Annotated in this window: 12 protein-coding genes; 7 read left to right on the forward strand and 5 right to left on the reverse strand. The window is 59.0% G+C overall.

Features of this window, described 5'->3' with window-relative positions:
* The first annotated feature begins 18 nt into the window (after positions 1 to 18).
* From DFO46_RS20440 to DFO46_RS20450, 3 genes are read left to right on the forward strand one after another with little or no spacing between them, the layout of a single operon-like run.
* On the forward strand, positions 19 to 1,140 hold the full coding sequence (locus tag DFO46_RS20440; protein ID WP_120278844.1) for a cupin domain-containing protein: 1,122 nt from the start codon (positions 19 to 21) through the stop codon (positions 1,138 to 1,140).
* 14 nt (positions 1,141 to 1,154) lie between these two features.
* Entirely contained in the window at positions 1,155 to 2,072 is a 918-nt protein-coding gene (locus tag DFO46_RS20445) for a fumarylacetoacetate hydrolase family protein (protein WP_120278845.1), read from the forward strand.
* Positions 2,073 to 2,074: 2 nt separating this feature from the next.
* Positions 2,075 to 2,833 (forward strand): Asp/Glu racemase, encoded by a 759-nt coding sequence (locus tag DFO46_RS20450; RefSeq protein WP_120278846.1) that lies wholly within the window; start codon positions 2,075 to 2,077, stop codon positions 2,831 to 2,833.
* A 53-nt stretch (positions 2,834 to 2,886) separates the two neighbouring features.
* Here DFO46_RS20450 and DFO46_RS20455 read toward each other — a convergent pair whose 3' ends face one another.
* Positions 2,887 to 4,011, reverse strand: a complete 1,125-nt coding sequence (locus DFO46_RS20455) for an AraC family transcriptional regulator (protein WP_120278847.1) — start codon at positions 4,009 to 4,011, stop codon at positions 2,887 to 2,889.
* A gap of 305 nt (positions 4,012 to 4,316) precedes the next feature.
* Between DFO46_RS20455 and DFO46_RS20460 the strand changes: the two genes are divergently transcribed.
* The 4 genes from DFO46_RS20460 (at position 4,317) to DFO46_RS20475 (ending at position 9,596) form a co-directional block, all read left to right on the forward strand.
* The gene (locus DFO46_RS20460; RefSeq protein WP_120278848.1) at positions 4,317 to 5,843 is read left to right on the forward strand and encodes an ABC transporter substrate-binding protein; all 1,527 of its coding nucleotides are present in this window, start codon (positions 4,317 to 4,319) and stop codon (positions 5,841 to 5,843) included.
* Positions 5,844 to 5,916: 73 nt separating this feature from the next.
* Complete coding sequence (locus DFO46_RS20465) at positions 5,917 to 6,933, forward strand: ABC transporter permease (RefSeq protein ID WP_110792797.1); 1,017 nt, start codon at positions 5,917 to 5,919, stop codon at positions 6,931 to 6,933.
* Complete coding sequence (locus tag DFO46_RS20470; protein ID WP_120278849.1) at positions 6,933 to 7,787, forward strand: ABC transporter permease; 855 nt, start codon at positions 6,933 to 6,935, stop codon at positions 7,785 to 7,787. The genes DFO46_RS20465 and DFO46_RS20470 overlap by 1 nt, the downstream gene beginning before the upstream one ends.
* 3 nt (positions 7,788 to 7,790) lie before the next feature.
* Positions 7,791 to 9,596 (forward strand): ABC transporter ATP-binding protein, encoded by a 1,806-nt coding sequence (locus DFO46_RS20475; RefSeq protein WP_120278850.1) that lies wholly within the window; start codon positions 7,791 to 7,793, stop codon positions 9,594 to 9,596.
* 277 nt (positions 9,597 to 9,873) lie between these two features.
* On the opposite strand, the gene DFO46_RS20480 is transcribed toward DFO46_RS20475, so the two are convergent.
* The 4 genes from DFO46_RS20480 to DFO46_RS20495 are packed head-to-tail and all read right to left on the reverse strand — an operon-like array spanning position 9,874 to position 14,709.
* Positions 9,874 to 10,671: a cyclase family protein gene (locus DFO46_RS20480; protein ID WP_120278851.1), complete on the reverse strand. Its 798-nt coding sequence runs from the start codon at positions 10,669 to 10,671 to the stop codon at positions 9,874 to 9,876.
* The gene (locus tag DFO46_RS20485) at positions 10,668 to 11,867 is read right to left on the reverse strand and encodes an SDR family NAD(P)-dependent oxidoreductase (protein ID WP_210210652.1); all 1,200 of its coding nucleotides are present in this window, start codon (positions 11,865 to 11,867) and stop codon (positions 10,668 to 10,670) included. Before DFO46_RS20485 ends, DFO46_RS20480 begins: the two co-directional genes overlap by 4 nt.
* Positions 11,868 to 11,905: 38 nt before the next feature.
* Complete coding sequence (locus tag DFO46_RS20490; protein WP_120278853.1) at positions 11,906 to 13,087, reverse strand: thiolase family protein; 1,182 nt, start codon at positions 13,085 to 13,087, stop codon at positions 11,906 to 11,908.
* Entirely contained in the window at positions 13,087 to 14,709 is a 1,623-nt protein-coding gene (locus DFO46_RS20495; protein WP_183041978.1) for an AMP-binding protein, read from the reverse strand. Before DFO46_RS20495 ends, DFO46_RS20490 begins: the two co-directional genes overlap by 1 nt.
* Positions 14,710 to 14,717: the final 8 nt, after the last annotated feature.

Consider the following 14,717-nt stretch of genomic DNA (forward strand, 5'->3'; position numbering starts at 1 on the left):
CCACGAAAGGAAGTGACCATGCCCAATACAGCACAAAATGATGACATTCTCGGTCGTGCCCGCGTCCGTGACAATGCCGAGCTTGAGGCCTATTACGATGACCTGGCCGAACTGGACACCGGCGCCCTTTGGACGGTGGCAAACTCGATCGAGCCATGGCAGCCGACGCCGAGTTCGGCCCCGATCCTCTGGAAGAATGCGGATCTCCGCAGCCAGGTATTGCGTGCCATCGATCTCGTCCGTCCGGAAGATGCAGGACGCCGGGTCGTTTATCTGCGCAATCCCAAGCGGCGCGACGTGAGCGCCGCCTGCGGTTGGCTCTTTTCCGGCATCCAGGTCATGAAGCCTGGCGAGCGCGCCGGTGCGCACAAGCATGCGGCCTCCGCACTTCGCTTCATCATGGAAGGCAAGGGCGCCTACACGATCGTCGACGGCCACAAGGTCGAACTGGAGGGCCGCGACTTCGTCATCACGCCGAACGGTACCTGGCACGAGCACGGCATCGCCCAAGACGGCGAGATCTGCATGTGGCAGGACGGTCTCGACATTCCGCTTACCAATGCGCTGGAGGCCAATTTCTACGCTGTGCATCCGGACGACTACCAGACTGTGACGCTGCCGTTGAACGACAGCCCGCTCACCTATGGCAGCCCCGGCCTGCGGCCGGAACTCGACAAGTGGGACAAACCCTATTCGCCGCTTCTCAAGTTCGCTTGGCAACCGACCTACGAAGCGCTCGTCAAGTATTCCAAGGTCACCGACGGCTCACCCTATGACGGCGTGATCATGCGCTACGTGAACCCTGTCACCGGCGATGACCCGATGCTGACGATGGGCGCCAACATGCAGTTGCTGCGGCCGAACGAGCACACGAAGGCTCACAGGCATACCGGCAACATCATCTACCAGGTCGCGAAGGGCGAAGGCTATTCCATCATCAACGGCCAGCGCTTTGACTGGAAGGAAAAGGACATCTTCTGCGTCCCGACCTGGATGTGGCACGAGCACTGCAACACGCAGGTCGGCGACGACGCATGCCTGTTTTCTTTCAACGACCTGCCGACCATGCGCAAGCTTGGCTTCTATGCCGAGCAGGCCTTGGTCGACAACGACGGTCACCAGATTCTTTCGTCCAACTGATCGAGATAATACTCATGAGACTTGTCACATATCGTCTGACGGCGGCATCCGAAGGACGCCTCGGCATCGTACATGGCGGCCTTGTCATTGATGTCGAAAAGCTCGGCGCGACGACCGGAACGCGCTTTCCCGCAACCATGCTCGACCTCATCGACCAGGGGCCGGACGCGTTGGCGGCCCTTGACCGGGCGCTGAAGGAAACCGACGGCAAACGCGCGCCGGGAATTGCCGTGCCTGTCGAAAACGCCCGGATGCTGGCGCCCATCCCGCGTCCGCGCAAGAACATCTTCGGCATCGGGCTGAATTATGTCGAGCATGTCGCGGAATCCGCCCGCACGCTCGACACGTCCAAGGATCTGCCGACAAAACCGGTGGTCTTTTCCAAGCCGCCGACTTCAATTATCGCGGATGGCGAGCCGATCCAGCACAATGCGGCGATGACGCAGCAGCTCGACTGGGAAGTCGAACTTGCCGTCATCATCGGCAAGCGGGCAACACGCATTCGTGTGGAAGACGCAATGAGCCACGTCTTCGGCTATTCGGTCATCAACGACGTGTCGGCCCGCGACAACCGCCGCGCGGGTCAGTGGATCTTCTCCAAGGGACAAGACAGCTATTGCCCCTTCGGCCCGGCCATCGTCACGGCCGACGAGATACCGGATCCGCATAATCTCACCCTCTGGCTCAAGAAAAACGGCGAGGAAAAGCAGCGCTCCAACACAAAGCACCTGCTCTTCAACATCCCGGCGCTCATTGCCGATATCTCGTCTGGCATTTCGCTGGAGCCGGGCGACATCATCGCCACCGGCACGCCGGCTGGCGTTGGCGCGGGGCGTGATCCGCAGGAATGGATGTGGCCGGGTGATGTGATCGAATGCGGCGTCGATGGGATCGGCGTGCTGCGCAATCCAGTCGTGAAGATCGGAGAATGACTATGAGCAAATCCTACAAGATCGGCCAGATCGTTCCCTCGTCGAACCTCACGATGGAACGGGAAATTCCGGCAATGCTACGCACTCGTGAAGTGCATTTGCCTGAGACCTTCTCCTTCCATTCCTCGCGGATGCGCATGAAGAAAGTTACCTCTGAGGAGCTGAAGGCGATGGACCGCGACAGTGATCGTTGCGCGCTTGAGCTTTCCGATGCGGATGTAGATGTCATGGGCTATGCCTGCCTTGTCGCCATCATGGCAATGGGCAAAGGCTACCATCGGGAAAGCCAGGAGCGTCTGCACCAAGTAACGGTTGACAATGGCCACCCCGCTCCCGTTGTCAGCTCCGCCGGTGCTCTCGTCGACAGTCTCCATGTCATGGGCGCAAAACGGATCTCGATTGTGGCGCCCTATATGAAGCCGCTGACCAAATTGGTTGCGGATTATATCGAGGAGGAAGGCGTCGAGGTTGCAGACTTCGTGGCCCTCGAAATCCCCGACAATCTCGAGGTGGCCGCGCAGGACCCGGCAAATCTGCTGGAGATCTACAAACGGCTTGACCTGCAGAACATTGATGCGCTCGTCCTCTCTGCCTGTGTCCAGATGCCGTCCTTGTCGGCGATCCAGAAGGTCGAGGATGAATGCGGTATTCCGGTTCTGTCTGCCTCCGTGGCAACGACCTATCAGATGCTGACCAAACTCGGCCTCGAGCCTCGCATTCCGGGCTTCGGCGCTTTGCTGTCAGGTCGATTCGCCGGCTAGAGTATCTTGCATGCGAAGCGGCTATGCTGCCGCCGCTTCGCATGCCCTTCGCTCTACTCCTCGGTTTCATTGTCCGCCGGCTCGGACGCAGCCTCGGGACGACGTGCACGTCGCAATGCGGCACTCGGCGGCTCACCCGCCCAGTCACGAAAGGCTCTCGAGAACGCTGACTGGTTTGCATAGCCGAGGTGGGTCGCAAGCTGGCTAAGCTTGATTGTTCCTGTACTGAGCAACATCTCTCCCTTTTTTCGGCGCTCCTGGTTGAGGACCTCGCTGAAGCTCGTTCCGAATGTGCTGAGCTGACGGCGAAGAGTCCGTGGGGCCAGTCCCAATTTCTCGGCAAGAGACTCCAGATCAACGCTCTCCCGACCGAGGCGCTGGTCGATCAACTGTGCCAGTCTTTCGGGGAGGGGACGAAAGGGATCTTCCGGCGGGCGAAGCAAATCGAACAAATGCCGCTCGACGATCGCTCTTGCAGGCGCGTTGGAGTTGATCCAGGCATGCAGAGGCTTGTCTAGGTCAGCGTCCCGGACCACAATCATGTTCGAGCTCGCGTTGCCTCTGATAGGGCAACGAAAAAACCGCGAGAGAACTTCACTTCTTTGCGATACGTCATGCTCGAAAGTGACCTCTGCCGGGCTCCAGCGATCCGACAGCATTTGCCGGATTAGCGCGCACAACCCACTGATGGCATTTTCCGAATCCTGAATGCGGGGCCAGATTTCCAGGTTGTCGATCAGATATCCGTATCTGGTTTCGTCGAATTCCCGAGTGACTGCCAGCGTGGTGTGACTTTGCCAGCTGGCCTGAAAGCGCGAAAATACATCGAGTGCATCGCGCAAGGTGGGGGCTGTTGCTAAAAGCGGATAGACAGGCCCAATTTCCCATATGCGAAAGCCTTGCCCGAGTTCCAGCCCGAGATAGGGGCGGCCAAGGATTTGAGCAACCTCTTCGGCAAAGGCGACAAAGGACTTCAGGGGGTAAGTCGAATAGGGGCTGACCGCCTTGCCGGCGGTGACCTTGAACTTGGCAAGGACGCGACGGCATTCCGGGTTGTCAGGTGGCATCTCGTTGACGATCAGATCGAGGAAGAAACGCCTTACGGTCGCCTCATCGCTTGCCGTCGCCTTGCCGCGTGGAGCGGAGACGGTGGTAACGCGTGCCTTGATATTAGTCATTTGCTCCTCCAGCGCGCAGAATTATTTTATATATAAAATAATGCGGAATTATTGTTTTCGCAAATCGTCATTAGAGGCCAGTCAAAGTCTCAAAATGGCCTGAAATGCAAAAATATCGGCCTGAAATGATATAGACGCTACGGTAGCCGCAACGTAGTGTCTCAGCAACAGATAAAATAGCGAGGCCCAACGAGAGGTTTTCTGCAGCGGCGAGCGCCATCGCGAACGAACCGATCTTCAGGCATCATCAAGCCGCCAGTCCGGGCGGCCACCAAGAACCAGAATAAACAAATAAGGGGTTCCGCATGAATGATCTCGACAGACGCCTGTTCATGAAACTTGCCGGTGCAGCCGGCTGTGCATTGCTTGCTCGTCCAGACTTTGCCTTCGCGGGCGAAATCGACAATATCTCGATCGCATGGATGACCGATCCTGTCACATGGGACCCCAATCAGCGGCAGGCGCCGGACCCACAGTCGATCCTCAAGGCGGTCTTTGACCAGCCGATCGACTACACACCTGAACTGAAGCTCGTGCCTAGTGTGTTCACCGAATGGGTTCTCGCTGATGATGCCATGAGCCTTCGGGTGAAGCTGCGCGACGACGTGAAGTTCTCCGACGGAACCCCGCTGACGGCGGCGGACTTCCGCTACACCTTCCACGAGCGTTTTGTAAATGGTGACAAGATCGACTTGATCGTCGGCTTCGGCGCGGTCTCCGACATTGAAGTGATCTCTCCCACGGAAGCCATCATGCGCTTCTCCAAGCCGTTTCCCACTGCGCCGCAATGGCTCGGCTTCAGTGCCAGCTACATCATCTCGAAGGCGTATGCTGAAAGAGTGGGAGCGCAGGGCCTGCAGACTTCCCCCATGGGCTCCGGGCCTTACAAGCTAGTCGAGTACAAGCGCGACAGCCGTATTGTTCTGGCCAGACGCGACGACTACTGGGGTGAGCGTCCCTCGATCAAGCAGTTGACGTTCGAGATCATTCCTGATCCGACCGCTCGCCTGGCCGCCCTGGAATCTGGAACGGTTGATATCGCCATGGAACTTTCGGTGCGCGACGTCAAGCGGTTGCAGAAGAGCGAGAACCTGAATGCAATTGCCAACCCCATTGCCCGTATCATCTACGTGACCGTGCGTGCCGACGGAACCTTCGCCGATCGCAATGTCCGCTTGGCGGCCCATCATGCGATTGACAAGAAGCTGTTGTCCAAGGCGTTCTTCGGTGGCGATGCCGTTACGATCGACGTGCCGACCATTCCAGGCATGCCGAGCTTTCCGCCTGACTTCCACTTCGCTTACGATCCGGAAAAGGCCAAGGCGCTCCTGGCGGAATCGGGCTATGGCGAAAACAGGCCACTGACCCTGAACTTTGCCACCACGAATGGCCAGTTTCCAGGCGACTATGACATTTCCCGCGCAATTGTGACGATGTGGGAAAAAGTCGGAATCAAGACCAATTTGACCGTGATCACGGAAGCGCAATGGTATGATCTGAACGCTGCGGGGAAACTGCCGGACGCATCCCTCTTCGTCTGGGAGAACGGTACCGGTGATCCGGAACTGTTCGCCGGAAACATGTTTGATGAAGATCTGCCCTTTTCGACCTACAGAACCAAGGAAATCACAGCCATGGTCAAGTCGCTCCTCAAGGAGCCAAACTATGAAAAGCGCATCAAGGGGTATGAAGTGCTCAACAAGTTTCTCGTCAACGAGGGAGCGATTATTCCGTTACTGCAGGCCATCCAGACCATTGGCTATACAAAGAACATCAAGCTGACGCCCTCAGCCAATGGACTTATCCGACCGGCCGGTATCACATCGGCATAGTCGGGTAAAAGTCCAACCTCGGAATTGACAAATGGTGTGGGTTCCGAGGTGCTGACGGCTTGGAGGTGTGGTTTTGATCAAGTCAATCTTTCGGGTGCTGGGCCGGCGGTTAATTTCAGTCGTCCCTGTCTTCATGATCGTTACGATTCTGGTTTTCGTGACTTTGCGTATTCTGCCCGTGGATCCCGCGCAGATGTCGCTGCCCCCTTCAGCGACGATCGCGCAGGTGGAAGCAAAGCGTGAAGAGATGGGGCTGAACAAGCCCATATGGCAGCAATACTCGTTGTGGTTTCAGCGTACCATTGTGGGCGACCTTGGAGATTCGGCGCAATACCGAATGCCGACCTCCTCCATTGTGCTTGAACGCCTGCCCGCAACGATCGAGCTTGCGTTGTCGGCGCTCATGTTCGCGATCATCGTCGGGGTTGCCGGCGGCATCGTGATCTTCTCGGTCCGAGGCACGATCTTTGAATCCGCCGGAATGGTCATCACGTCGGTCATTATGGCTCTGCCGGATTTTCTACTCGCCCTCCTGTTCATCCTCATTTTTGGCATGCTCATACCGATTTTCCCGGTCAACGGTCGACTCGATCCCGGCATGCAGGTGCCGACGCATACGGGCTTTCTGCTCATCGATTCACTCCTCACCGGCGATCTTTCCATCTTTGCAAGCGTCCTGCATCATTTCGCGCTGCCAGTCATCGCGCTGGGACTTGCCTTTTCACCGACGATTATCAGGGTGCTGCATTCCAGCCTTCTCAATACCTACCAGGAAAGCTACATCCGGCAGGCCCGCCTGCGGGGCCTGAGCGACCGCGAGATCCTGTTCGGGCAGGCTTTGAAGAATGCGATCCTCCCGGTGGTGATCCTGGTCGGAACACAGTTCGGTGGTCTGTTCGGTGGCACATTGCTGGTCGAGATGATCTTCTCGTTTCCTGGTCTTGGAAATCTCATGGTCAAGGCAATGCAGACGGCGGACCTTTCGGTCATCATGGCGATTGCACTGATCTATTGCGCCACCACGCTCCTTTTCAATTCTCTTGCGGATGCGGCGGCATATCTCCTGAATCCGAAGCTGAGGAGCAAGTAATGGGCAAGTCTCCCTGGCTGTACGACCTTAACATCCTGGTGGGCGGCTCTATTGCCCTGTTGGTGCTCTTCTGCGGAATTTTCGCGCCGTGGCTGGCACCTTACCATCCGAATGACCAGGACCTTCTCTATGTGCTGGCCCCTCCCTTCTGGATGCCGGACGGTGCGGCTGACCATCTGCTGGGAACCGATAGCCTCGGCCGTGACACGCTCTCGCGACTTATCTACGGCGCGCGCACTGCCATGGTCGTTGCCACGGCAGCATCCTTCGGGGCGATGATCCTTGGTGCCGTTTTCGCCCATCTGGCCGGCTATTTCGGGGGATGGGTCGATTGGCTGATCAGCCGCGTCGTCGAGATCTGGCTCTCGTTCCCGCCGGTCGTCCTCTCCATGCTGCTTATCATCAGCCTTGGCGTTGGAACGGACAAGGTCATCCTGGCGATCATCCTTGTCGACTGGACCCGGTTTTGCCGCGTACTGCGCAGCGAAGTGCAGGTTGTCAGCGGGAAGGACTACGTATCCTTCGCCCGCCTTGTCGGCTTTTCTCATCCGCGCGTCATCCTTCGGGAGATCTTTCCCGCCACGCTTCCCATGCTCATCACGCTGCTAAGCCTGCAAATGGGAATTTCGGTCGTGGTTGAGGCCATCCTTTCCTTCGTCGCTATGGGAGTACCGTCCGATGTTCCGGCTTGGGGCCAGATGATTGCGGACGCGCGCATCGACATGTTTGACGCACCGTGGGGCTTGGCACTGCCGATCCTGGCGATCTTTGTAACCGTGCTGAGTTTCAACGTGTTGGGAGATGGGCTCCGCCGGGTTCTCGACCCTCGTGAAATCGCACAGCGGAACAGTTGAGCCATGATGGAACACCATATCCTACACATCAAGAATCTTGAGATTTGCCTTAGAACGGGCGAGCAAATCCTGCACAATGTCGATCTTGCGGTGCGTCCGGGAGAAATTCTTGGCATTATTGGGGAATCTGGCGCCGGCAAGTCGATGATCGGCAGCGCGATTGCTGATACGTTGCCAAACGGGCTGCGGATATCAGGCGGCTCGATCGATTTTGACGGTCTGACGCTCACAGACATGAACCGGAAGACCCGCAGAGACCTCCTCGGTCGGGATATCGGCTTCATCCCGCAGGAGCCGATGACGGCACTCAACCCGACATTGACCATTGGCCAGCAGATCGGCCGTCATCTGGCGAGAGTGGGCTTCGGCACGGCGCGAAAGCGCCAGGAGCGTGCGATCGAGCTCTTCACGGAAGTGGGTTTGGACCGGCCGTTGGACCTGCTGAAGAGCTATCCGCATCAGCTGTCGGGAGGCATGTTGCAGCGGGTCCTGATCGCGATGGCCTTTGCTTCCAATCCCCGTCTTGTCATTGCGGACGAGCCGACGACCGCGCTTGACGTCACGAGCCAACGGAAAGTCGTTGAGCTGATTGCAAGGATGCGAGGGGCTCACAACACCTCCATGCTCTTCATTACCCACGACCTCCAGTTGGCAGCCGATATCTGCGATGACGTGGCAGTTCTCTATGCCGGCCGAGTAGCCGAACGGGGCGACGCGCGGGAGATCATAAAAGAGCCCAAGCACCCCTATTCCCGCTGCCTCAATCTGGCGACGCCGAACCTCTCCGGACCGATGACGCGGCTGCGCACTCTCCCGAAATCGATGCCCAGCGCCATCGAGAGGACGGTGATGAAGGGCTGTGAATTTGCGCCGCGCTGCCCCATTGCAGATGAGGTTTGCACAACCATCAGTCCTTTGCCGCATACCGTCTCACCCGGCCATTGGTCCGCCTGCCATCGGCCAGAACAGACCGCACTCATTGCCCCCCCGCCGTTGATGACAGGTCGGGCTGCAGCGGAGCTCGGTGATAAATTCGTGCTCCGGGCTAGCGCACTTGGCAAGACATACCGGCAACGAGATTGGCTCGGACGGGTGCAACAGGTCGAGGCTCTGCGCGGGCTGAACTTCGAGGTGCGCGAACGCGAATTTGTCGGCATCGTCGGCGAAAGCGGTTCGGGCAAGAGCACATTGACGAAGCTGATTGTCGGCTTGGAGGATGTTACCGACGGTGCGCTCGAGGTCGTCGGACTGGATCGCAGTACGACGCCCCGCGACAGGTTTTTTGATCAGGTTCAGCTTGTCTTTCAGGATCCGCAATCCGCGCTCAACCCCCGTCGGCGCATCGGCAGCCTTGTGACCCAAGGCCTGGAATGTCGCCACAACGCGCCTTCTTCCGAGGAGCGAAACAATCTGGCCCGCGACCTGTTAGCAAAGGTCATGCTGCCACCCGATGCGATCGGACGCTTTCCTGATCAGCTCTCGGGCGGGCAGAAGCAGCGCGTCAACATTGCACGCGCGCTCTGTTCGAATCCGCGCCTCCTGATCGCCGACGAGATCGTCTCGGGCCTTGATGTTTCGGTGCAGGCGCAAATCCTCGAACTGCTACGCGGCCTTCGCGACGATGCCTCGTTCTCTCTGCTGTTGATTTCGCACGACCTTGCGGTCGTCCGCCACATCTGCGACCGCGCGCTCGTCATGTGCAAGGGCGAGATTGTCGAACAGGGTCCGGTAGACGAGGTCTTCGACAACCCGCAGCACCCCTACACCAAAGAACTGGTGGCCGCCGCGAAAGGCAATCCCCAAGCCTAGCGCCAAGCCGGGCATATGACGCAAACTCTTCCGGAACTTTGGGTGTGGCTGCTGCACTGTGCGTGCCGACGCCCGCGGTCTCGCGCAGCCAAAACTATTTTCATGTGCGCGGCTGCGGCGTAACGTCTGGAATATTTATCAGGATTGAATCGGTGGAGGTCGACCGACGTCGACCACGCGATACGACGCGGACCCTGCTTGCCGTCCCGGGCCGCGCCCTCAACGGCGAAACGGAGACGGCAATTGGGCTTGGAGACTTCCCTCTTGTGGGCCTGGCTCAGACAGCCACGAGTGCAACCACGCGAAGCGGGCTGCCCGACCCATTCTGGATCTTCAGCGGCGTTGTAATAATTATTGCACCCGTCGGCGGTAGACGGTCGAGATTGGCCAGGCATTGCAGCCCATATCGCCCCGCTCCGTGAAGATAGTGGTGAGCGGGGTGCGGCGGCGAAAGATGTCCGGCTTGCCCGGCATCCGTACCAATTGTTTCCGTTCCAAACCCGAGAATATTTCGCTCCTCGACCAGCCAGCGGATGACCTCCGCGTCCGGCCCCGGCGTATGGGCACCATCTTCCTTCAGATTGGCATATTCGCGGCCAGACTTCTTCGACCAGTCGGTCCGCATGAGAACCCAGCTGCGCGCGGGAATGTACCCAAACCGGTCTTCCCAAGCTAGGGCATCCGCTTTTCTCAGAAGATAGTTTGCGTCTGCGTCCGCCTGAGCCGAGCAGTCGATGACAACTGCAGGAGCCACCATGTCCGGCATCGGCAGGGTATCGACGGTGTTAAGGGGTAGATCCTTCCCGGTATACCAGTGGATCGGCGCGTCGAAATGGGTGCCAGTGTGCTCGCCGAACGAGATGTTGTTCCAGTACCAACCCGGCCCCCTGCTGTCGTAGCAGGAGATGCGCTCCATGCGGAAAGGTGCGGTCTGGCCGAACTCTGGTGGCAGGACGATCGTTGGGAAATCCGAGGAGAGCGTCTGCGTCAGGTCGATCACGTCGATGGCGCCTGTGGCGATCTCTAAGGCGAGCGAGGCAAGTGTCGATTGAGGTGTCACTGCGTCCAAGTTCATTTGCCGATCTCCCGCTCCAGTGCTTTCGGATTTGCTGCGAGGCGTGCGCGGATGTCTTTGGCCACGTCGCCGACATAGATTTCTTCAAGTCCCAGACGCAGGCCATCGACAACCGCCTCTGCCAGTTGCGCCGGCGCAACTTTTGGCGGCGGGACGGTCTGGAACCATTCGGTGTCCAGAGGCCCAACAAAGGCATTCATCAGCTTGACGCCGCCATTGCGCAATTCCGATCGCAGCCAATGTGACAGCGACAGGCTGGCCGCATGTGACACCGAAAGCACCCCGTACTCCGGCAGGTTGGCCAGAGCGTAGGCTGAGAGCACGTTGACCCACGCCGCAGCGGAGTTGACCCCATCGGCACCACGGCTGACCATCACGGGTCCGAAGGCATGCGCTAGGCGCATCGAGCCCAGCACGGTGGCATTCATGGCGTCGAAGAGCTTACGGGAACCGCCTTCCTCGAAGAGATGAACCGGCCGGGTATGATCGGCTGTGTTGATCAGAATATCGACTTTGGCGCCGATATCTGCTGCGAGCTCCACCACCGACTTCTCATCGTTCAGATCCAGCGTAACCAGTTCCACGCCGTTGATCGCGAGCAAGGCTTCCTCTTCGGCAAGAGGCTTCCACGGTTGTGCGATCCCGACAAAGATTTGCGTGGCGCCAGCCCTGGAAAGGGCTTTTGCCATGGCTTGGCCGACCGGGTTTCTTCCGTCGGTAACCAATGCCCGTCGAAATTTCGGATTAGCGGTCATTTCGCGGAGTGCAGGATCGTCATCCATGTGAGGTTCGTCCTTTTCGGGCCACGCAAAAACTGCCGCATTGCCTGATTTGTCGAGTTGAAGCGTCAGCCGCACCCGTTCGCCTTCCAAACAGCCGCGATTCAGATTGGCGATGATCCTGGGACCGCAATCGGACGTCACGATGCCCTGACGCCACGGCATGCGTTCACGGAAGTAGGGATCGCTTGTCATGCGGATCGTCGTTGCCGTGACCAGCATCCCGCCTGCCGGGGCATCGACAAAGGTCAGGTGGCTCGACAGGCAATCCGGACAGACGTCACGCGGCGGATACGCAAAGCGATGGCATTCCTGGCAGGTCTGTAGCGCAAACCGGCCCTCAGCCGCTGCCCATGTCAAACCCTGAGCGGTGCGACTGCGGGCAGATGGCGGCAGCAGGGCCCGCCGCGTTCTCATCAGTGGGTTCTTGCGCTTCGGGGGTGCGATCGGGTCTGTCACGTCTTGGATCCCGCAAGAATGACGGCGCCGGATGCCAGGCCGCGGTCGTAGTTGATCATTCCGAAGCCGGATGCCAGGCCGATATGCGCGCCGATAACCTGGGTCGGGCCAGCGGTACCCATGACCTGGCGCAGTGCCTCAACGATACCGAGATGGCCGCCAGCGGCACCGGCCTGCCCGACGGAAAGCTGCCCGCCACTCGTGTTGTGAGGGAAGCTGCCCTCGATCTCGAACGTGTGGCTGCGCACAAAGTCCGGTCCCTCACCCTTCCTGCAGAAGCCAAGGTCTTCGAACTGCATCATCGAAATGACCGGATAGTCGTCATAGGTCTGCAACACGTCGATCATGTCCGGCGTGACTCCCGCCATGGCATAGAGTTCCTCGATATCGCGAACCCAGCCACCCCGATATTGCACGTCGTCGTCGGCAAACGCATGATGACGCTCTATCGTCGACAGGATATGCGCATATGCCAGTCCCAGTGATTTCGCCGTCTCTTCCCGCATAACCAGAAACGCTTCGGCGCCGGCGCAGGGCATGACGCAGTCGAAGAGATGGATCGGGTCGGCGATGGCACGGGCGGTCATGTACTGGTCGAGCGTGAGCGGCTTCTTCATCAGCGCATTGGGGTTTTTTAGCGCATTCTCACGTTGGGCAACGCAAAGCTTGCCGAAATCCTCGCGCCTGGCTCCGAAGCAGTTCATGTAGTTTCGAGCGATCAGCGCAAAGCTCGCATTGGCGCCGCCGGCTCCGTAAGGATAGGACGCGTCCTGGGCAAAGCGAGAAAAATTGGCCTGGGTTTTCCGGAAACTATCCACATGATTGGTGTCTCCGCCCACGCAGGCGACGATATCGGCATCGCCAGCCTGCACTGCTCTGGCCGCTCGGCGAAGGGAGATGACGCCCGCGACACCGCCCATGGGGACGTGATCGAGCCAGCGCGGCGACAAGCCGAAATGTTGGGTAAGCCCGATGGCTGTATCGGGAGCGGTCGAGAAACTCGCCATTGCAAACCCGTCGAAATCTCGGTGACTGATACCAGAAGCATCAACCAACGCCCTCAATGCCCGCCCGAGCCACCATTGCGCGGGATGGATCGAAAAGCGTTCGTAAGGCACGGTGACCGGCACCGCGGCGACAATTCCATCGTAAGACTTTCGCGCTGTCCCAGCCGCCATCAAGCCTGCTCCGCTTTCCGGCGCAGGCTTGCCTTGAGATCACGCAGGTCGATAGCCTGGCCTCCTTTTACCAACTCGGCAGCCATAGTCTTGATCTCGCCGCGCTGCAGTTTTTGTGTTGAGCTCAGCGGCAGGGCATCGATGAAGGCGACATAGCCGGGAAGCTTGTGATACGCGAGGTGCTGGGCGCCGGCTCGCACGACGTCCTCTGCCAGCTGCCTTCTGGTGCCATGGTTCTGATGAGTGCCATCAACGAAAAATGCGAAAACTTCCTCACCACGCAGCTCGTCCGGTACGGGCGTCACCGCAACGGCCTTGATCATCGTGTTGCCTTGCAGGGCCGTTTCGACTTCAAGGACCGCAATGTTCTCGCCACTGCGGCGCACGATGCTTTTTTTCCGATCAAAGAAATACAGCAGGCCCTTATCGTCCTCGTAGAGAACATCGCCAGTGTGGAACCAGCCGCCGGCCCATGCAGCTTCGGTGGCCTCTTCATCCTTGAGATACCCGCTGAAGAAGCCGCTGCGCGGATCGCAACCTGCTGCACGCACGATCAGTTCACCTGGTGTGCCAAGCGCAACGTCGTTGCCGTAATCGTCTATGATGCGGTAGTCCATGCCCTGGCGGGGACGACCGACACAGCGCAGTCCGGGGGTGTAGTCATCGCAGGCGGTGGTCGTTGTTGCGCGACCGCCCGTTTCCGTCATCGCCCAGGCCTCGATGAGAGGGATCCCGTAGCGCGCTTCGAACTCAATCTTGTGCTGCGCATCGACACCTGGACCAAAGGCAAATTTCACGCGGTGATCACGATCGAAGTGCGATGACGGCAACCGCAGCAGGATCGCCGGGATGACACCAAGGCAATGGATGATGGTCGCGCCGGACTCGCTGATCGATTGCCACCAGCGGCTGGCATGGAACCGGTCCAGCGGGACGATCGCCCCACCGCAAATGATCATGCCAAGCGCCGTGCAGCCGAGAGCATTCATATGGAACATCGGCAAGGGTGTCAGCGCCACCTCCTGGCCGCGTTCGATCGCCGCGATCCCGCCCTGGTTTATGTACCAGTCGGCGAGGTTCATGAAGTACGCGTTGGAAAGCATGCATCCCTTTGGCTTGCCGGTGCTCCCCGAGGTGAAAAGCAACGCGCATTCGTCTTCCGCAGCCCCTGTCTGGCGCGCGGCCCTGGTCCCTGCCGGCGGGATCGGATCAGACGTTTCGATCACCCGGACCGGCCCTTCTTGCAGATGCAACAGGGTGGGCGCCTGCTTTGAATAGGTTACCAGTAGATCAACATCGGCGACAGCAAGCTGGTAATCGAGTTCGGTGGCGCGAAGATCCGGATTGATTGGCAGGATCGAGACGCCCAGTCCGTTCAGTGCAAGCCAGACGGTAAAGAATTCGGGCCGGTTCTCCAGAAGCAGCGCGACGCGGGATCCCGCGCCATAACCAGCTTCGGCAAAGCGGCTTGCGATGGCACGCACTTCACTCTGAACCTCACTATAGGACTTGCGAAGCCCGTTCGGCGCATAGCTCAGGCCGGCGCTCGCCGGTATGATGAGCATTGGTGCTTGCGGGTGATTATTGGCCTGAGCCTCGAACGCGGTAAATGGAGTGTTCATACCCGATC

Origin of the sequence: Rhizobium sp. AG855 (genome assembly GCF_003610655.1) — a bacterium.
GTDB lineage: Bacteria > Pseudomonadota > Alphaproteobacteria > Rhizobiales > Rhizobiaceae > Allorhizobium > Allorhizobium wuzhouense.